The following is a 20,288-nucleotide window of genomic DNA, read 5'->3' as shown; positions in this document are numbered from 1 at the left end:
AGATTATGGCCTTATTATGTTTTGATAAAGTCAGCTGCACTTCTCTACTCGATAAATGACAATAAATACCCGTACCGTTCTTCCTCCATCTTGTCTAACGGAATAAACCGGATCGATGCACTGTTAATGCAGTAACGTTTGCCACCACGATCTTCGGGACCATCATCGAACACATGACCGAGGTGGATGTCACCTGCCCGGCTTCGTACCTCCGTGCGTTCCATCCCAAAGCTCGTATCCGTTGTATAGGTAACAACCTCAGGTACAATCGGCTTTGTAAAACTCGGCCACCCGCAACCGGAATCGTACTTATCCCGGCTGGTGAATAACGGCTCTCCCGTTGCAATATCCACATACAGACCGGGCTCCTCATTATCCCAGTATTCGTTACTGAACGCATGCTCCGTATCATTGTTTACCGTGACCGCATACTGTTCGTCTGTTAATCGTTCCTTTAATTGTTCATCTGTTGGACGTGGATATTGAGCGGGATCAATTCCAATCTCCAGGTCATCCAAGACAGTCATATCAATGTGACAATATCCGTTCGGATTTTTTTCCAAATAATCCTGATGGTACTCCTCCGCCAAATAATAATTCTGCAGAGGCATCACTTCCGTTACAATGGGTTGGTCATATTTTTCTTGCTCTACCGCTACAGCCTGCTCGATGATTTTGGCATCTTCAGGCAACGTATAATATATTCCAGTCCGATACTGAACGCCACGATCATTGCCCTGCTTATTCAAGCTGGTAGGATCAATAACTCGAAAATAAGATTCAAGCAGTTTCTGCAAAGATACTTGCTGCGGATCATATTTTACATGAACGGTCTCTGCAAACCCCTGGTCCCCGCGAATAACATCCTCATAGGTTGGATTCTTTCCTGCACCGTTGGCATAACCGGAAGTCACATCCTGAACCCCTGGAATACGAGCCATATATGCCTCCACACCCCAGAAACAGCCTCCTGCCAAGTACAGGTTACTCAGGTTTTCCTCGGAGACACTCGATGCCTTGACAGGTTGAGTGGATATCGAAGATGAAGCTGAATGGCTCTCAGCCCTGTTTCCACAAGCAGACACAACTATCGCTATAACAAGGAGGCACAGGCCCAGCAACGTCCTTTTCATGACACTTCCTCCTTTCTCACAAAATCTCTTGTAATGACTCCATGATCTGTTCATTGGATGCATGCCCTGGCTGCGATTTCGTTAAAATACCATCAGAGCCAATATAAAAGGAACTAGGATATGCTCTTACACCAAATTTCTTGGCCCATACACCTTTCTCGTCCAAAAGAACAGTTATGTTATCATACGGCTGTTGGTCAAACCATTCGGTAAACGCTTGGGAGGATTTCTCCCCTTTGTAGTCTGGCGTCACAATCGTAATGACTTGAAAATCATTGTTTTGACCAGCCAGATTGTTCAGGTCTTCCAAACCCGCAAGGCAGATGGAACACCAGGAAGCCCAGTATTTCACATACACTTTCTTGCCTTGAACATCAGAAAGTCCAACCGTGTTTCCTTTCAGATCAAGCAATGAAAATTCAGGAGCCGTCTCGCCCTTATTCATCATGGTTGATGAACTCATATCGGATGTTGATGCAGGAGTTGATGATGACCCCGTTTGCTTTGATCCACATGCGCTCAAGATCAACAGGGTTCCAGCAAATACGATTACAGATACCATCCATTTTCGTGCCATCTTCATACCAAATTCCTCCAATGATTATTGAAACCAGGTCACCAAGCTGTTTAGTCGGTCTGTCATTAACAATAGTCCCATGATAATAAGAATACAGCCGGAAGTTATTTTGATGACACCCATGTACCTGTATAAACGACGTATCCGCTTCATAACATATTCCGAAAAAACGGACAGAATCAGGAAAGGAATCGCCAATCCAAGGGTATACAGGAACATGAGAAACCCGCCATAGAGTGGAGAGCCTTCTCCTGCGGCGATACCAAGAATGGCCGCCAGCACAGGCCCGATACAAGGCGTCCAGCCAAAACTAAACGTTAGACCCAACAGGAACGCTCCGACATACCCTCCCCGTTTGGCTTGATTGCTTGACAGCTTTCTCTCCCGTTCCAGCCAGGATAGCCGGATCAACCCGGTTTGATAAATCCCAAAAAGCACCACGATGGCTCCGCAAATCGCAATAAACACAGGACTTGAGATCAAATTACCAAAGATGCCGGAACCAAAACCGAGTAAAACAAATACCAGGGACAGCCCAAGAACAAATAAAAATGTCCGCAAAACAAGTGTGGACCGCAACCGAACCGAATGGGTGTCAGGCTGCTGCTGATTCGTACCGTTGACCATGCTTCCGGATAGATAAGACACGTATACCGGGATCAGCGGCAGAATACATGGCGCAAAAAACGATAACAATCCTGCACCAAAAACCCCGAATAGAAAAACCAAATCACTGGTCAAGTCATTCACCACCTGAATAAATACTACGTTTGATTAACCAAGGTTAACGACTGACGTAGATCGGAAGCGTGAACCAGAAGCAGCTTCCTTCTCCTTTTGTACTCTGAACCCCGATCTCGCCACCATGGAGTTCCACAATCGATTGAGCGATGGCAAGGCCAAGCCCGGCCCCCCCATTACTCTTGCTACGTGATTTGTCAATTCGATAAAAACGTTCAAATATACGCGAAGTCTCCTCCGCTTCAATGCCTTCCCCTTCATCCGTAACTGAAATTCGTATAAACGGCCCCTTTTCTTCGGCAGCCAGAATGATTTTTCCTTCAACAGGAGAGTATTGAATGGCATTTTGCAGCAAATTGGAAAGGACCCGCTTCATTTGTGCAGGCATCATGACCGCGGCTGGTAATTTATCGGGCAAATTGATTTCAACGTTCAGCGTTTTCTCGGCGAGATGAAACGAAAAACTCTCCAACGTACTGAGCAGCAACTCATCAACGTGACAAGGCTGAGGGTCAAATACCTCCCCTTGCGCTTCCAGGCTGGATAATTCAAACAAGTCTTGAATAAGCCCTCCCAAACGCTTCGTTTCAAGTCGTATCGTGTTCAGGTAACGTTGAAAGGTTTCTTTATCCTTAATGACATCATCCTCCAACGCTTCTACGAATGACTGAATGGATGCCAAGGGAGTCCGTAAATCATGGGATACATTGGCGATCAACTCTCGTCTCGCGGTTTCTGAGTGATGCAGATGATCAAAGCTTTCCTTCAGCTTGGAACTCATTTCATTAAATTGCTGTGCCAGGAGCTTAAATTCCTGCGTACCGATGAGAGGGACTTCCGTATGGAAATCCCCTTCGGCAATTCGTATTGTCTGCTGTGTAATTCGCGCAATTGATTTCTCCAATGGCTTAGTCAGCAAATATTGAAGAATAAACGAAAGTAAGCCTACCCCTGCCGTTATAGCCGATAACCAATACAATTGTTCGATCGTAAGCAGCATTTTGGAATAACTGATGAACAAACAAATTAATAATACGCCAATGCCCGTGAGACTGGACAACACCAAGTATGTGCGAAGTTTCATGAACTACCACCCGCAAACTTGTAGCCTATGCCCCAAACTGTTTTAATATATTTTGGATCAGAAGGATTCTCTTCGATCTTCTCTCGTAATCTCCGAACATGTACAGTCACCGTTGTTGTATCTCCCTCATAGCTAAAATCCCAAATCTTGCTTAACATCTGGTTACGGGAGAACACCTGACCCGGGTGACTTGCCAGCAAATACAACATCTCAAACTCTGTAACGGTCAATTCAATTACCTGCCCGCTGATATGCACTTCACGCTTGGTAAAATCAATGGTAAGCCCTTCATAATTGATCGTATATTCAGATGTTGTAACAGGTGATGCCTGCGCAATTCGCATTCTCCGCAGGATTGCCTTCACACGTAAAACAAGTTCTCTCGGACTGAATGGTTTGGTCAGATAATCATCTGCCCCCATCGTCAGTCCCATCAGACGGTCCTGCTCCTCCCCCCGGGCCGTCAGCATTACAATGGGCACATCCTCAGTTTGCCGAATCTCGTTGCAAACTTCCCAACCATTCTTATGTGGCATCATCAGGTCGAGCACAATCAAGCTTGGCGTTTGGCTGCGCCACAGCTCAATAGCCTCCAAACCGTCCTTAGCCGTCACGACAAGATAACCTTCCCGTTCCAGATACCTGCGACAAACGTCCGTAATATTTGTATCATCATCAGCAACAAGTACACATTCATTCAAACGAACCCACCCCATATTCCAGAAAATACATTTGAGCCAATCATATCATATGGTGATGGCGATACTTAGCCCTTAAATTACTTCATTTCCATGGCTGGCATCATGTACTGTTTAATTAAAGACTCAGCCGCATACGAATTCCCTTCATGGATGACAGGCATCGATTTCAAGTTAACTTGCATACCGTCTACCATGATTTTTTTCGATCCAATCCACAATTTAATCGTTTTCCCCACAGGCATCATCGTTTCTTCCATCATCTTATCGTCTTTCATCATCATGTCATCTTCCATCATCTTATCGTCTTTCATCATCTTATCGTCTTTCATCATCATGTCGTCTTTCATCATCATGTCGTCTTCCATCATGTTGTCGTCTTTCATCTTCATGTCATCTTCCATCATGTTGTCGTCTTTCATCATCTTGTCGTCCATTTTACCCATATACATCAAAGTTACAGATCTGTCCTTGCTGTCCCACATTATGCTGTAATCATACATTTTCGCTGCCTGTCTCAATTGAACAAGCTCCATGCCATCCTTTTTAATCGTTTTCATATCTGCAGCACTTGCCAATCCAGAAAAGGCCATAGACATCATCAATACCGCTGCTACCATCACTTTTTTGCTCTTATTTGTTTTCATCATTCTTATCACTCTCCATTCGTTTATTACTTACATGGATTACAATAAGCAAGACAGCTTACGATTCTCTAAGCGAAGTATTACGAAACCATTACGATATATAAATGAGGTCAGGTTTCAATAAAAAAACGGTTGAAATCTCTCTTACGAGAGACTCCAACCGTGTCTTCTAGGTCAAACGAATAAAATCAATCATGGATCGAACCTCAATCGGTCCCGGATTTGATATCACATCATTAGACTGCAATCCCTCTCTGGAAGTGAACTTCACCTTCACCGGAATGCCAGGAATCAAGTCGAAGAAGTTATCTGAGAAGACACCCTCCACATCCGAAGATAGCCATACCTGCTTAGCAAGCACATCACTTTCCAATACCAGATGAACGCCGTTCTCATCCGCTCCCCCACTTACATTGATGTTTGCAGGCTGCAGAGCAAGATCTTTGGACGGTACAAAATAGTGTTCCTGTACGATATTCGCCGCACCTTCCTGTTTCAGATCCAGGCGCAGCAGCGTGTTAGCTGTATCATGACCTCCAAGCCATTCCGCGTTACGTAATGACAGCACTCGATCACCTGTATTAGATGCCAAGGTCACGTCATGTGTTTCATCACGATACACCGTTCCATCGAACCCGAGCAAACGAATCTGTAATTGCCCTTTTACAGGTTGTAATTGATCCGAGATGATATATATATCTGTTGTATCTTCTTTGGTTCCATCTACGGATACCAACACATCGCTGAAGCTGCGTTTCGCATAATATTGCAATGCTTTCCAGCGACCAAGGTAGTCCATACCTGCCCATGAAGCCACCGGCCAGCAATCATTCATTTGCCAGTAAAGTGTGCCCATGCAGAATGGTTTGCGGCGACGGTGCGCTTCAATGGCTGTCTTCATTGCTTCCGCCTGAAGTACCTGGCTCATATACAGGAACGATGGGAAGTCCTTCGATTCATGCATGTACATATCCATGTACTGTTTGATCAGACGATTGCCTGCGCCATTCTTTTGATGAGCCAACATGACTTCCGATTCCAGAGCCAGATCCTCTTCTTCTGCATAAGTGCGTACTGACTTGTACTCCGGGAAAGACTGGAATCCGTATTCACTCATGAAACGACCCACATGCACGTTGTAGTTTTCGAATGGTTCTACATTGTGCCACACGCCCCAGTAGTGGATATCCCCTTCAGCTGTGGATGGGTGCGCATGTTGCGTCTCATCCCCTGTCAGTGATACCAGTGGTGAGGAAGGCCAGTAATCCACACCTGGCGCATACGCTTCAACGACTTCTGGCAGCAGATCATGGAAGATGGCTTCGTAATCGGCCCAGATGCTTTCACGCTGCTCGGCAGTAAATTCCTTTTTCCAACCCCAGCCACCATTCTCAACATAGTGAGCCCAAGCCGAATCAATCTCGTTGTTCCCACACCAGAGTGCAATACTTGGATGGTTGCGCAGACGTTTCACATTATCAATCGCCTCATGTCTCACACTGTTCAGGAACGCTTCATCTCCTGGATACATGCTGCATGCAAACATGAAGTCTTGCCATACCAGGATTCCGTATTCATCACACAGTTCGTAGAACACATCCTGCTCATAGATTCCGCCACCCCACACGCGCAGCATATTCATATTGGACTCGGCTGCGGATACGATCTCATGACGATAACGTTCATGAGTAATTTCAGTGATGAAGCTATCATTTGGAATGTGATTGGCCCCTTTGGCAAAGACCGCAACCCCGTTTAATTCAAAATAAAAGGATGCTCCTGCTTCATCTTTGTCACGTACCAAGCGAATGGAACGAAGCCCAGTCTTCACTGTAGATTCAGCCACAGCTCGCTCACCTTGAAGCACTTCGGTAAGGAAGGTGTACATATGCGGATCACCAAGCCCACGGCTCCACCACAGTTTCGGTTCATCCATGGAGATTGGAATCTCCACAGTCTGAGTTCCGGGTTGTAGTGATACGGATCTTTCCCATCTCTGTCCATCTGCGCCGATACGAATAATCGTATCTACCGCTTGTGATGTCTCGACTTCCACAACAGCAGTTAATGAAGCTGAGGTAGCGCTTACTTCATTTTGCTGGATATACACATCATTGATTCGTACCTGTGTCCAACCTTCAAGACGTGCTTCACGCCAGATCCCACTGGTTACAAAACGCGGCCCCCAGTCCCAACCATAGTGATACGGGGCTTTACGTGCAAAAATACTTACTCTCTTGTCGCCAAGTCCACCAACATCGGACTGATCATTCGATGCAGGTAATGCATATCCGAGCTTCTCCAGCTTCGGCAGATCTTCCTGAATTGGTGACCGAAAACGTATTCGAAGAATGTTGCCGTTCCCCTTCAATACAGACTTTACATCTGCCTTCCATACCCGGAACATATTATCTGCTGATAACACATGCACATCATTCACATACACATCCGCATATGTATCCAGACCATCAAACACCAGTTCCAGATGTTCTTGGGAGAACAACCCTTCGGCAACGTCAAATTCCGTCTGATATTCCCAATCTATCTTATCAATCCATTGTACTTCCTTCTCGTTTGTTCCATAAAAAGGATCTGGAATCTTGCCCAGCTTCAGCAAATCTGTATGCACACAGCCGGGCACCTGAGCCGGCATCCACTCTTGATCTTCGCAAGCCTTGAACGTCCAATTCTGAAAAACATGTGATTGTATTGTGCTCATGACAGCCTCCATTGTTGTTAGAGTTGGTAAATATTATTTTGTTAGGTTTTGTTATTATAAAAACAAATAACTTACAAAACAAAATTAACACGATATGCTTCTTATAGTCAATCTGTTTTGTGATTTAATTTGTTAAACAATCTCTGCATAACAAAAAGACATGAAGCTCTAACCTCTCCATGTCTTTCACCTCATTTCATTTACCCGTATGATCATTGTTAAAATGAGCCCGTAAATCCATATCCCATTACAGTATACTAGCGTTATATTCATCACGAATAATTAATTCCGAATAGATCAGCTTGCGTTCATAAGGTTCATCCAAGTGTTTGATCCGCCACAATAGCTGATCTACTGCTCTCGTTCCCAGATTCTCTTTGTTTATATGTACCGAAGCGAGAATAGGCTCATCCGTCTGCGTATTGTCAAACCCGGTTACCGCACAGCGTTCAGGTACCTGAACACCTCGGCTTCGAAGTGCTTCAAGGACAATAACAGCCGTATGATCATTCGCACATACGATAACTTCAGGGATATCCTCCAGCTCCATTTCAGCAATGGATCTCCGGATCTCATCATACTCTGGTCCCAGCAAGCCGTCTTGCTGTTCCCCCTCCAACTGTTTCTCTTCCAGCACCATACGATATCCAAGCCAGCGTTCTTTAAAACTTGCTGCATCGGGCAGTTGTCCGGCAAACTGGAACCTTCTATACCCTTTACCAACGAGCATGAGAACCAGTTCTTTCATACATTTCATATTGTCCGTAAAAACCGAGTCTGCGTATATGGCAGGGTCTTCATGATCCACCATGACAAGCGGAATACGCAGTCTGTAAATCTCCAGCAATACCGATGTCGAGATGGTGCCCACGGTTATGACTCCGCTGATTGCTTCGGGATTAAGGACCGAGAACATCCGATCTGAAGAGGGTTCTGTCAGAGTTAAAATATCCATCCCCTTCTCATTCAACCTCTCAGAAATGCCATCAAACACAGGCCCCCAGTATAAGGAAGCTCGATTCTGAGAACGAATGTTGGGAAACAAAATCAATATGGTGCCTTGTCGCTCCGCTTCTGGCTTCATCTCCGTTGATATCTGTGTCTCCCCCGGATAACGCTTAGGCTCAGTTCTGAAATACCCAAGCTGCCCCGCCGTTCTGACAATCATCTCGCGTGTATGCTCACTCACACCAGGCTTGCCCGTCAGCGCACGGGAGACAGCGAATTTGGACACCCCCGCAGCATCCGCAATTTGCTGCATCGTTACTCTTTTGGCCATCCTACTCACCCGTTTTTCCTAATTTTCCATTCAGTGTAGCATAAAAAACAAAAATCAACAAAACAAGGTTATGTTATTCTGTTTTTGTTAGGTAGTAGTTTATCTGTTTCACAAGGTGTGCGACATAACCAAAAAGGCCCTCTCCCCACCTTCCATAGAAGATGACGAAAGGACCCTTGTCCCCCAATTATACGCCTGATACTCCCTGATCGCCAAGTTCCGACTGTAAAACCGGGCGTTTTCTGCGCCAGAAGATAGGCTGTGGAAGTTTGATCTCTGTGATCAGAACACCGACCAACATCAAAGCTGCTCCCGCATACCCTTGCAACGTTAGCGATTCCCCTTGAAAGGTAAATGCAAAGGCTGCTGCAAACAGTGGTTCGAGTGAAAAAATCAGACTTGTTCTGGTAGGAGAGGCATGACGCTGCGCGAGTGTCTGCAGAATATACCCCAAGCCGCTACACAAAACACCTAACCCGAGAATGGCTGCCCAGGATTCAGCCGTATCGGGCATACGTGGCGTTTCCAGCATAAATGTAGCTGCAATTCCCCACATCGCTGCAACACCTAATTGAACTGTCCCTAATGTTAACGGATCATGCTTCGGTGTGAACTTGCCAGCAATCATGATATAGATGGCATACACAAGTGCTGCTAGTATGCACAGAATATCTCCCATGTGCATACTAAGCTGATGCTGAAGCGTCAACAAGCCAAGCCCGGTAACGGCAACCAGGATACTGAGTGTCAATCGTTTATCCGGCATACGACGATGCTGGATCGTCGTCAGGATCGGTACAAAAATAACGGCCAAACTTATCAGGAATCCCGCTTGGGATGTCGTTGTTCGTTGCACACCATAGGTGATAAATACAAATGCAGCGAATAAAGCTGTCCCCATAATAGCGCCTGCCACAAGTGTTCTGCGATCCATGTTAAACAACCGCCGATGAAAAAGAAGTCCTGCGGCAATAAAGGCAATTCCAAAACGAAATGCGACCAGATTCAATTCTTGCATGGACTCCAGACCCGATTTCATAAACAGATAGGAAGATCCCCATATAACCGTTGCGAGCAGCATCTGTATGTCCGCTCTTCTTGTTGTCTGACCTTGATTAACCTGTACACCATTCATCTTGCTTCAACCTTCATTCTATGTATTCTGAGCTGTGTGATCGTGCGTCAAACTAACTCGCCTTGGCAAGTATAAACGATCTCTTTGCATTATAAAAATGAATATTTATAATGTATTATATGAAATAAATTCATTCATCAAAAATGGGAAGGAACGGAACCATTCATGTCACTGATCAAATACGAAATTTTGAATACCGTTGTGGAATATGGCAGTCTCACCAAAGCGGCAGAAGCGTTGAACATCACCCAATCCGCAGTCAGCCATGCCATCGCCAGTCTGGAGACAGAATGTGGTTTTTCCCTGCTCCATCGCAGCCGCTCCGGTGTGCGGGTTACCGCTGAAGGGGAACGCATTCTGGGATACACACGTGAGATTCTGCGCTGGACGGAACTGATGAACCAGGAAATCTCCCTCATTCGCGGCGCGGAGATTGGTACGGTGCGTATTGGTACCTTCGCAAGTGTCTCCACACAATGGTTGCCTGGTATCCTGAAACAATTTCGCCTGCGTCATCCCGGAATTGAGATCAAGCTGTGGGAAGGCGATTATGCTGAGATTGAGGGTTGGCTAGCTGGAGGTGCCATCGATCTCGGATTTCTATCTCTCGGCGATTCATCACCTTTTGAGACGATCCCATTGCAAAAAGACAGGATGATGTGTATCCTGCCTCTTGATCATCCTCTGGCCTCAGAGGAGTCTGTTTCGTTTGATATTCTGTTGGAGCAACCCTTTATTCTGCCCAAGTGGGGTGGAGATAACGAGATTGAAAGACTGATCCGGCAGCATGCGGCCAAGCTCAATGTCGTCTATGAAGTAGCCGAGGATCAAGCCATTATGGCGATGGTCCGTAATGGCCTCGGTATCAGCCTGCTTCCGGAAATGGTTCTTCAAAATCATACCGATTCACTCGCGCTCGTGCCACTCTCTGGAGATCCTTATCGTACGATTGGCATGGCCTGCCCATCTTTGGGCAATCTATCGCCCGCTACGCGGCGGTTCATTGAAGAGGTGCAACAGTGGCTTGGCCAGGCTATGTAAGTAAATGTGGAGAATCACTACCTTTGTCGGTATGATCCTTTTTCTCCTATCCGATACTCACAAATTGGATAACACCAAGAGTCAGCAGCAGTACAGATATAATCGCAATCGTGATGCCAAAACCAATCAGGAAGCGCACGCCAGGTGAGCGTTTGTTCTGCTGACTGCCTCCCAGGTTATCCAGCTTTCGCTCAATTTGATCCAACCTTTCATTTACCTGTTTCAGATCTTGATTGGAGTTCATTCATCCATCTCTCCCTTTTCTGTGTATTCGATCTATTCCCACACCCGATCGAGCTGATCTGCGTAGTAACGGATTGCTCTGTTATAGTCATTGATTCTCTTGTCACTTGATGTGTCCGCAAGTTGCACGAGCAGTCGTTGCATCGCTTGTGCATGTTCACCCAGATTATATAGCACCATGGCATAGAAAACCTCAAATTCCCGGTACGCTGGGAATTCTTTCATACCCGTTTCAAACCAAACCTTCGCCTGCTCATACTGTCCAAGCGTTCGATATGTACTGCCCAGTCCGAGTATCGCCCCTGCTCTGTCCTCATCAGAAAGACCAAGACTTAGTGCCTTCTCATAATGCGGGACAGCTTCCCGCTCCAATCCAAGCGAATCATGTGCCCAAGCCAGCTGATACCAGACATTTGCATTCTCGGGTTCCTGGACTGTAATCTCTTGCAGTAGTTCAATCGCTTCCTGCACCTTACCTTCTTGTCTCCATCGCACGGCCTGTTCCAAATTACTCATGCTGTCACTTCCCATCTTGCGTTATAATTTCCACTTATATAATTCAATTGTTTTATTATACCAAAAAAGCACCCCAGAGAATATGTTGTAACAACTCAAGGTTGTCCAAACGCTATTCCATCGTGTGCTTTTTCATTCGATGCAGCCTGTTATAAAAAATGGACTAAAGCATATTTCCACTGGACACTTCGATGACAGAACAACCTTCCGATCGCTGTTATCCCCGGATTTTTCGAATCATTTTAACAAAGGTGAAAATCCGGGGATAAGCGTATGCTTTCGATGCAGCTTTCTTTCAGAAAGCTTTTAGGCGAACGCTTTCGCTTCTTCAGCTTCTTTCTGTCCTCTCCGTTTTGTGTAAATGTTTAGTTCAATTTATATAGCTTAAGCTAAAATCTCTCTGAAAATGATCTGTTCATCACCTAATTAAGACCATACCGTATTCGCTACCATGACAATAAATACGAGCATCAGATAGTTCACCGAGATCAGAAAGTTCACTTTTGCCCACTTCTCATCATCCTGTGTCTTCAGTCCGCTAAGTGTATGTACGAACCAGATCAGTCCACCGACCAGAGATACAATCAGAAATACCAGACCTACGTAGTCGTAATAATACAACAGAAATACAGCAGGAAGCAGCAGAAAAACATAAGGAATCATCTGAAACTTGGTGCGTTTCACCCCTTTAACCACTGGCAACAACGGGAAGCCAGCAGCACGATACTCCTCTACCCGGCGAATACCCAATGACCAGAAGTGTGGTGGTTGCCACAAGAATAATAGTGCAAACAGCAGCCAGGCACCTGCATCAATCTCATTGGTTACAGACGTATAACCGATGACAGGCGGCATTGCTCCTGCAATTCCACCCAGTGACGTGCTCCACGTCGAACTGCGTTTCAACCACATCGTGTAAATCACGATGTAAGCGAACCACCCAAGTAGTGCCATCCAGCCTGATAACGGGTTCACCAGGAAAAATAGTACTGCTAGTCCCACAACACCAAGGATAATGCCATAGCCAAGTACAAACCCTGGCTTCAGATGGTTAATGTAATCCATCCTTTTTTTGGTGCGCTCCATCTTTTGGTCCAATTCACGATCCCAATAATTGTTGATAACACAAGCTGAAGCAATAACCAAAGTTGATCCAATCACGACCATGAGCAGAGATAACCAGTTGATATCCCATTTTGAAGCTACCCAGAATCCTACCGCCACCGCAAACACATTTAACCTTAGAAGTCCGGGCTTAGTTAATGCAATCATGTCTTTAAGCATGAGGCTCCTCCTGAACTATGTAAAAACGCCATTCCTATAATGATACATGTACCTACCATTAATTACAATCGCTTTCATGAATTTGTCATAACCAAAAAGCATCCCTCACCGTTCCAATGAACAGGAGGAATGCTTGATGATGAATTTCATCTTATTTTATGGGATGTATTGTTGCACAATTTTAGTAACTTTTCCGTCCTGCACCGTCAGATGATACGGGAATACGGATAGATCAAGAATACGAGTATTCTCATACAACGATTCGAACTTGGATAATGCCACAGGTTCATTCCACTGAATGTCTGCGCCCTGCATCGTACCATCCCGATCATACAACTGCATCAATACTTCAGCATTGGCACTAACCTCAACTTGTTCCTGCTCTTTGCTATCGTTGACAATATAGTAACCATCTGGAGCACCGTCTATACCTGCTTCCGGATTGCGCTGTGCAAAAATCGCATCGGCCTCTTCACCCTGATACCAGCCAATCTTGTCCACTGTCATAAACAATTTGCCGTCTTCTATATGCATACCTTCAACATAGGCTGTAAACATCTCGGAGTTTGCAACTTGAGCTTCTTTCGCAGAAGGTTGTTGAGCGTCCGTACTACCTTGAGCATTCGCAGGGGTAAGTAAATATGTAGTCAGCACAATCATACCAAGTAAAGCAACAACTGCACCGATCATTCCTAGTTTCCATTGTTTTGTCGCGTTCTTCATAGGTAACATCTCTCCTTAATATGAACGTTACTATTCCTTAACCGGAAGTCTTGCTTCTCAAACGCTCATGTGAACTATCGATTCCAACGTTCTTTCTTTTCCTATCATACTTCGAACAGGGATTATAAAAGTATCAGCCAGATTAAAAATAGTTACAATGTGCGTCATCACTCCTGTCTGTATTCTCCGTAAACGGCAATAACCCCTGAAGGCATCGCCATTCAGAGGTTATTTATTAGGGTGCGTTTTTTAAACTCAGGCAAGTGATACGTTGAAGGATGTCTGTGTCCCAAACATCTTGAAGTCCAAGCTACCTAGTCCTGACGAATGGTCCAGATAACTAAGGAATCGAGGACGTCTTATTTGGTCTTCTGGCGGTCCTTTTATTTTGTAAGGAACATGAGACACGTTATTTGCCAGAATTCCCTGAAAACACGCTATTAACGGCTGTTTATACCAATATAACGTGTGTCAGATTCCTTAGATTGCTGCGGGACTTTCAAACCCTTGAATAAGACGTCACAGGTTCGTTAGCGCTCCCCGCTCTATGCCCTGCTCCAGATACGTTCAAGAGTTACGCTCAGGTTTTTGGCAGGTTTTTGGCAGGTTTGAAGACCTGCTCAAAATATTTCTTATGCTTACCCATAGATGCTAATCTTAATGATTGGGTGTGGAGCTTTGTGCCAAACGAACGAGCATATGAGCCAGCATGTGACGTTCATCTTCCTTGCCAACATTCCACAACTCCTGCAGCAGTTTTTCTTCACGATTACGGGGTTCCTCCCGAGCTGCCAGATAATCCGCTACTTTCTCGGCAATTTTGGCCATCTGCTCCTCACTTAGTCCAATCGATTCTCCCATGGCAATTCGCTTACCCAGGTATTCTTTGAACGCATCAAAGTTCTGTAGAATCTGTTCTCTTTCTTCCGGCGCAATCTTCTCAATTGCATTGTCCACCTTGTCAGTTGAAACTTGGCCATCTTTATGGATTACATGATTTTCTTCATTCATCTGAATAACCTCCTGCATAATAGTTGTTTATTGGTTTCAAGCTTTAAACTTAATACTCATTGGTTATCTATAATATAAACGTATTGCAGAAGTTTAATCAGTACGTTCAATTCTGTATATATCTTCTATATATGAGCAAGTACACGTTTCAAAAGAACTACAGCGGTTAATCGTTTACATATACGTAACGGTGTTTGGATATGTTAATGAACACCTTATACAATATCGAACCAGGAGGGATTTCCCATGCGTGATAAAACCAAACATGAGAAGACAAACGATGAACTTGAACCAGGAGTGAATACCGTTATCCATCCAGACAAAAACAATCCCGGACCAACCGATATGATCGAAGGCGTGGTTGGTGATATCGTGGACAACATTCGCAAAGATTTCTCACATAACTCGAAAGACAAGAGTTCCTCTTCCAAGTCAACGGATTCATCAGACAAATAAGCGTAATCCTTTTCTCCCTAGCAAAAGACAACTCAAAAAGTCCTCCTGCCACATGCATGGCTTGGGAGGACTTTTTGGTAATGAACGATTGAATAATCAAACTCATATCTGGAGGTGAAATTCAACGTTAATCCTTGGTCATCTGCTGTAACGCCTTATGAATCCAGATCGCGGCAATGGAACCTTCACCCATCGCAACGGTTGCTTGTTCTGCGTGCAGTCCCAGATCCCCGGCTATCCATACATTATTCGCTGCCTGCAAGCTGCGCGGATCAGCTTCTACATGTTTATTATCTGCAATCACAGCTCCCAGCTGCTCCGCCAGTTCATAGTGTACCCGGTTGCCTCCAAATGCGATAAATCCACGCTCCGACTCAAAAATCTGTCCATCTTCGGTCAGAACACCGGTGATATGGCCATCCTCAATCTGTTGTACTTCCTGAACAGCCGCTTCCAGATAACGAACTCCCGCCTCTTTCATGCTCCGATGCAGCTCTGCAGATATGGGAGCCTGCTCATGATTGATATATAACAGATCATTCGTACGCTGAATTAAAATCATCGCCATATTGGCACCTGGTTCGCCAGATCCCAATAGTACCGTACGTTGATCCTGAATCTCATAACCATCGCAATCAGGGCAGACATAGACTGTGCGGCCCAGCGTAGGGGTTAGTCCCGGAATGTCCGGAACTCTATCCGTGAGCCCCGTTGCCAATAACACGGTTTTGCTCCTATATTCAGATCCGGAAGTACCGAACAATTGGATCTTCTCTCCATGACGTCCTGCTTTAAAAATACGGTCTTTCTCAAAAGATACACCGGTCTGCTCTGCCTGCATCCTGCCTCGTTCTCTAAGCTCTTCACCGGATACCCCATCGGGGAAACCGAGGATATTATGATAAGTCCGGCACAACGTCGATCTGCCTTCTCCCGCGTCGATTACCAACACCTGATGAGCTGAATAACGTCCAAGCTGAATGGCTGCCTGAAGCCCTGCGAGCCCTCCACCTACAATTATGCAATCAACCTCTCGCATGCTCCTTCTCCTCCTGAACTTCCATTTATCTAATTTAATTAAACAGTTTGTCCTTATATACATTAAACCGTTCAGCCAAGCTCAAACGATTCCTCATATTCCTTATCTTATACCAAAATAAACAGGCCCAAACCATCCGTAGGAATCACGGTGAGTTTGGGCCTATAAGATTTATGATTACTTAGAAGTTATAAGATTCAAATCGCGATGCATTCGAGATGGCGTTCCATACATCCGCTGTTTCGCCGCCCATATACCAGTAAGCCAGTCCGGCAATCTGCCGCTGCTCACTCATCAACACTTTGGCCGATAAAGAACGACTGTCCTCTGCCCATATATATCTTGGCATACCGTTACTGTTGTACCCAATAATATATTGAACCAGACTTGCATCCCACCGTCTTACAGATCCCGTGGTATGCGCACGCGTTCCCTGTTCTGAAAGTGTAATGTCCCAAGAACTGGTTGCCGGATTCACGGAAGACCAGTCTCGTGTATATAACGGAAGGGCCAAAATTGTTTTGGCACGTACCACCTCGGAGAGCATGGTATCCAAAGCCTTTTCTACCCATGGAAGAGACGCCACTGATCCTGCTTTCGGATCACCGTTCCAGTGTTCCTCGTATCCCATCAGCACCATATAATCCGATACAGCGCCCAGTTTGGCATAATCAAATGCATCCGTCCAATCAGTACCCAGGTCGGGCGAAACGTCCACGGACACCACAGCACCGAGTGCGTGCAACGTAGCCGTCAAAGAGGTCACAAATGCCGTCAGCCCTTCACGATCCGCAGGATCAACATTCTCAAAGTCCACATTAATGCCGTCCAATTTATAGGTTTTGACATAAGCGGCTACCTGTGAGATCACTGTCGCTCGGTTGGCCGAACTGGATAACATCTGATGTGTAATTGCCGAATCGGAACGATTCCCAAGCAATGGCCATAGCTGCCTTTCGGTGGCGGATGCCCAGGAGATCAATGCAGGGTCCGCGTGATCTGTTACTTTCATACTGCTGTTCAGGAAAAACCAGCGTGGGACAAGTGTGTTGACCTCAGACTGTTCCACTTGTTTCTTGAATTCAGTTGTAGTGGAGTTATATTGCCAGCCCAGCTGAACGCCAAGTTCATCCCCACGTTGTAACTGCTCAGACCATGTTTTCTTTTGTAAAATGGCATCGAGCATGACGGCTGCTTCTTCTCGCGTTACCTGGTCATGTGGTCGAAACACGCCTCCGCTTCCCCGCATTAGTCCAAGTTGATATACCGTCTGAACATAAGGACGTGCCCAGTCCGAGATATCCGCTGCGTCAAAATACGTTGAAGATAAGAGTGATGTCTCTACGGGTTGTTGTTTTAACATTCGAACAAGAAGGGCAGCCGCTTCTTCGCGCGTAATAGAAGCATTAGGCTGGAACGTTCCCTGACCCTTACCCTCCAGAATAAAAAGATTCGTCATGGCGGCAACATTGCCGTAATACCAAGCATTCATGCTTATATCCTGATAGGGATTAATATTATTTTTAACGGGCTTCAAACCTAGTAATCTCACCGCAAACGTCGCAAATTCTGCACGAGTAACGGCTTTCTTCGGTTCAAACGTAGTCTCTGACGTACCGGCAGCAATGCCTTTTGCCACCAGATGTGTAATGGCATCCTTGGCGTAACTGGTGTGCGTATCCTGAAACTGTTGCTGCACGGTTGCAGCCTGAACAGTAGAGCCATATCCAGCCAGCGATCCAAGTGTTAATAACCCGCATAAAGCCATTTTCCATATCCGTTGGTTCGTTATGTCTTTTAATCTATTATTCACATTAAAAAGCCTCGCTTCATTGGATTACGATCAACTATCATCGTATCAAATTGAAGCGAGGCCGTATGTGGTTAAATGTTGGGAAATGCGAAGCTTACTTGTGTACTTTTACGCGCTCTTCAATTGGTTGGAATTCTTTCTCACCCGGTGCTGCCGTTGGTTTACCAAATGGCATTTGAGCGATCAATCTCCAGTTCTCAGGAATGCTCCATTCTTGCTTCACTTTCTCGTCAATCAACGGGTTGTAGTGCTGCAAAGATGCACCCAGACCTTCTTGTTCCAGAGCAGTCCAGATTACCAGTTGCAACATACCGTTGGATTGGTTAGCCCAGATTGGGAAGTTATCTGCATAAGCTGCAAAATTTTGTTGAAGCTGTGCGATCGCATTGTTATCTTCGAAGAAGAGAACCGTACCATATCCGCTGCGGAATCCAGTCATTTTCTCTGCTGTGGATTTGAAGGCTTCTTCATTACCTACCACTTCACGCAAAATTTCTTCTGTGTGATTCCACAATTTATCATGTTGTTCACCGAGCAATACAACGGCACGGGATGTTTGTGAGTTAAAGGAAGTTGGTGTATATTTCACCGCTTCTTCTACGATTTCCTGGATTTTAGCATCCGAAATTGTAGATTCCTTGCTGATTCCATAATAAGATCTTCTGTTTTTCAACGCATCAAAAAAAGTTGTCATTCTTATTCGCCTCCCAAATTTTTTTTTTCAATTGCCAACATAGTAACTATAATATAGTAACATACATTAGTCAACAAACTAATTTATTTTCACTAAATATACATTCACCGAAAACATTTCCACAAGTTTGCCCAACACAGCAATTGGAATTATCCTTCGCCCGTCTTTTTGCGATAATCCGCCCGGTATTTCTCTTCCGTAGACGAGTTACTTTTTGTCTGATCTTTATTCTTCTCTTCCTGAGCTTCCATATTCAGATCTTCCATCGGAATTGGATCTACAGTCTGTTCTTCTTCATGTCGGTCAAGCAGACTTTCGTGCTCTGTCTTATATTGTTCAGGATTGTCACGGGATTGTTCCTGTTGGGTATCGTTGTTATTCTGATCCGGTGTGCGCTGTTTCATTCATATTCGCCTCCTCTGGGTTCATTACCTTTCTTTACCTGTTCTGCGTGTCCTCTAAACACAGTGGGATGCATTCCTCAAACAAAAACCAACAAAAAAAGCCAACCAGACAAGCTGGTCAGCTCAAAGACGACTTCTATGATTGGCGATGCAATTGGGTACGGTACAGATCAGGCGAACATCCCACACTTTGTTTGAACATCCGACTAAAATGCGAAAGGCGTTTGAAACCGGACAATCGACTTGCTTCTGTCACGGTGATCTCAGGCTGGAACTGAAACAAAAGCTTCGCCTGATTGATACGACGGTCATACAGGTATTTGAATATCGTCAAACCTGTCATTTCCTTAAACATGCCTGCCAGATATGGCTTGGACAGATGTAATTCCAGTGCCAAATCATCCAGACCAATGTCCTTCATATAATGGGTATCCACATAACGAATGATGTGTTGGACATGCCGCTCCCTCTCCGATGAGGGAAGTTGTTCCTGGACATCACCCTGGCAGATCTCTGCTACAAAATACAACAGATCACACAGTCTGACATTCATTCGCTCTTGCCTGAAATTGCTCTGACTTTGAGACAGACGATGAAGATCATGCAATAGAGCTTCGAATTCAGAGCGGTTATCTCCCTTCAGATTGACCCGGCAATTTCTGAGTTCTTCAAATGGTCTCAGGACCTCAGCCATACGGTCCGGATGCAGGCTGCTGCGGATTGCAGACGGATCAAAATGCAGTGTGCTTCGCTCATAAGCACTGCCTGGCTTCGGATGTGGTCGATGAAGAGTCAGGCCATGCATTAACACCAGATCACCCGGCTCCAGGTTATATACCCGGTCTCCTATGATATAGGTACATTCTCCATCATGAAAATAATAAATCTCATAATGTGGATGTGAATGGAATCCATCTGACTTGCCTGGGTTAAACGTGCTGGTGGATCGGTAACTATACTCCAGTGAAGCGCTAAATTGCATCATGCTCGGCACATTCATGCACCTCCTGTTCGGAAGAGGGAAACGATTTGTGTCATGCCCCTGTAGGAT

21 protein-coding genes are annotated in these 20,288 nt (G+C 45.3%); 2 read left to right on the top strand and 19 right to left on the bottom strand.

All coding sequences use genetic code 11. The features are described from left to right. Positions 1–44 precede the first annotated feature (44 nt). The 9 genes from msrB to MKY95_RS13265 all read right to left on the bottom strand — a co-directional run bounded on the left by msrB (position 45) and on the right by MKY95_RS13265 (position 10,013). On the bottom strand, positions 45–1,133 hold the full coding sequence (gene msrB, locus MKY95_RS13305; protein ID WP_076318664.1) for a peptide-methionine (R)-S-oxide reductase MsrB: 1,089 nt from the start codon (positions 1,131–1,133) through the stop codon (positions 45–47). 16 nt (positions 1,134–1,149) lie between these two features. Then, positions 1,150–1,716: a redoxin family protein gene (locus MKY95_RS13300; RefSeq protein WP_076318663.1), complete on the bottom strand. Its 567-nt coding sequence runs from the start codon at positions 1,714–1,716 to the stop codon at positions 1,150–1,152. Between the two features lie 18 nt (positions 1,717–1,734). Then, on the bottom strand, positions 1,735–2,460 hold the full coding sequence (locus MKY95_RS13295) for a cytochrome c biogenesis protein CcdA (protein ID WP_256721291.1): 726 nt from the start codon (positions 2,458–2,460) through the stop codon (positions 1,735–1,737). A gap of 34 nt (positions 2,461–2,494) precedes the next feature. Beyond that, positions 2,495–3,535 (bottom strand): ATP-binding protein, encoded by a 1,041-nt coding sequence (locus MKY95_RS13290; RefSeq protein ID WP_076249627.1) that lies wholly within the window; start codon positions 3,533–3,535, stop codon positions 2,495–2,497. Then, complete coding sequence (locus MKY95_RS13285; protein WP_081745906.1) at positions 3,532–4,236, bottom strand: response regulator transcription factor; 705 nt, start codon at positions 4,234–4,236, stop codon at positions 3,532–3,534. Before MKY95_RS13285 ends, MKY95_RS13290 begins: the two co-directional genes overlap by 4 nt. A gap of 77 nt (positions 4,237–4,313) precedes the next feature. Next, on the bottom strand, positions 4,314–4,883 hold the full coding sequence (locus MKY95_RS13280; protein ID WP_076318661.1) for a hypothetical protein: 570 nt from the start codon (positions 4,881–4,883) through the stop codon (positions 4,314–4,316). Between the two features lie 166 nt (positions 4,884–5,049). After that, complete coding sequence (locus MKY95_RS13275; protein WP_076318660.1) at positions 5,050–7,599, bottom strand: glycoside hydrolase family 2 protein; 2,550 nt, start codon at positions 7,597–7,599, stop codon at positions 5,050–5,052. A 247-nt stretch (positions 7,600–7,846) separates the two neighbouring features. Beyond that, positions 7,847–8,878, bottom strand: a complete 1,032-nt coding sequence (locus tag MKY95_RS13270) for a LacI family DNA-binding transcriptional regulator (protein ID WP_076318659.1) — start codon at positions 8,876–8,878, stop codon at positions 7,847–7,849. A 187-nt stretch (positions 8,879–9,065) separates the two neighbouring features. Further along, positions 9,066–10,013 carry a DMT family transporter gene (locus MKY95_RS13265; RefSeq protein ID WP_076318658.1) on the bottom strand — a complete coding sequence of 316 codons (948 nt, stop codon included), beginning with the start codon at positions 10,011–10,013 and terminating at the stop codon, positions 9,066–9,068. Between the two features lie 165 nt (positions 10,014–10,178). Here MKY95_RS13265 and MKY95_RS13260 point away from each other — a divergent pair, with 165 nt between their 5' ends. Further along, positions 10,179–11,054 carry a LysR family transcriptional regulator gene (locus tag MKY95_RS13260; protein WP_339199121.1) on the top strand — a complete coding sequence of 292 codons (876 nt, stop codon included), beginning with the start codon at positions 10,179–10,181 and terminating at the stop codon, positions 11,052–11,054. Between the two features lie 46 nt (positions 11,055–11,100). Here the strand turns inward: MKY95_RS13260 and MKY95_RS13255 are convergent, their stop codons facing one another. The 5 genes from MKY95_RS13255 to MKY95_RS13235 all read right to left on the bottom strand — a co-directional run bounded on the left by MKY95_RS13255 (position 11,101) and on the right by MKY95_RS13235 (position 14,831). Further along, complete coding sequence (locus MKY95_RS13255; RefSeq protein WP_076318606.1) at positions 11,101–11,298, bottom strand: hypothetical protein; 198 nt, start codon at positions 11,296–11,298, stop codon at positions 11,101–11,103. 32 nt (positions 11,299–11,330) lie between these two features. Then, positions 11,331–11,813: a tetratricopeptide repeat protein gene (locus tag MKY95_RS13250; protein ID WP_076318605.1), complete on the bottom strand. Its 483-nt coding sequence runs from the start codon at positions 11,811–11,813 to the stop codon at positions 11,331–11,333. Between the two features lie 426 nt (positions 11,814–12,239). After that, on the bottom strand, positions 12,240–13,097 hold the full coding sequence (gene cyoE / locus MKY95_RS13245; protein ID WP_076318604.1) for a heme o synthase: 858 nt from the start codon (positions 13,095–13,097) through the stop codon (positions 12,240–12,242). Positions 13,098–13,253: 156 nt separating this feature from the next. Beyond that, on the bottom strand, positions 13,254–13,820 hold the full coding sequence (locus MKY95_RS13240; protein WP_083669781.1) for a hypothetical protein: 567 nt from the start codon (positions 13,818–13,820) through the stop codon (positions 13,254–13,256). A 657-nt stretch (positions 13,821–14,477) separates the two neighbouring features. Beyond that, positions 14,478–14,831, bottom strand: a complete 354-nt coding sequence (locus MKY95_RS13235) for a DUF3243 domain-containing protein (protein ID WP_036609024.1) — start codon at positions 14,829–14,831, stop codon at positions 14,478–14,480. Between the two features lie 246 nt (positions 14,832–15,077). Here MKY95_RS13235 and MKY95_RS13230 point away from each other — a divergent pair, with 246 nt between their 5' ends. After that, positions 15,078–15,287: a hypothetical protein gene (locus MKY95_RS13230; protein ID WP_076318603.1), complete on the top strand. Its 210-nt coding sequence runs from the start codon at positions 15,078–15,080 to the stop codon at positions 15,285–15,287. 127 nt (positions 15,288–15,414) lie between these two features. On the opposite strand, the gene MKY95_RS13225 is transcribed toward MKY95_RS13230, so the two are convergent. From MKY95_RS13225 to MKY95_RS13205, 5 genes are all read right to left on the bottom strand, one after another. Then, positions 15,415–16,326, bottom strand: a complete 912-nt coding sequence (locus MKY95_RS13225; RefSeq protein ID WP_076318602.1) for an NAD(P)/FAD-dependent oxidoreductase — start codon at positions 16,324–16,326, stop codon at positions 15,415–15,417. A 181-nt stretch (positions 16,327–16,507) separates the two neighbouring features. After that, positions 16,508–18,139, bottom strand: coding sequence for an S-layer homology domain-containing protein (locus tag MKY95_RS13220; protein ID WP_245838089.1), 1,632 nt, complete (start codon positions 18,137–18,139; stop codon positions 16,508–16,510). 94 nt (positions 18,140–18,233) lie between these two features. Further along, entirely contained in the window at positions 18,234–18,833 is a 600-nt protein-coding gene (locus tag MKY95_RS13215; protein WP_074094703.1) for a nitroreductase family protein, read from the bottom strand. Positions 18,834–18,982: 149 nt separating this feature from the next. Further along, positions 18,983–19,237, bottom strand: a complete 255-nt coding sequence (locus MKY95_RS13210) for a hypothetical protein (RefSeq protein ID WP_036609033.1) — start codon at positions 19,235–19,237, stop codon at positions 18,983–18,985. A gap of 136 nt (positions 19,238–19,373) precedes the next feature. Further along, positions 19,374–20,237 (bottom strand): AraC family transcriptional regulator, encoded by an 864-nt coding sequence (locus MKY95_RS13205; RefSeq protein WP_036609035.1) that lies wholly within the window; start codon positions 20,235–20,237, stop codon positions 19,374–19,376. Positions 20,238–20,288 lie beyond the last annotated feature (51 nt).

This window comes from Paenibacillus sp. FSL P4-0176 (genome assembly GCF_037975265.1).
In the GTDB taxonomy this organism is placed as follows: domain Bacteria; phylum Bacillota; class Bacilli; order Paenibacillales; family Paenibacillaceae; genus Paenibacillus; species Paenibacillus amylolyticus.
Note: the sequence above shows the minus strand (reverse complement) of the source record. Positions and strands in the feature narration are given on the sequence as shown.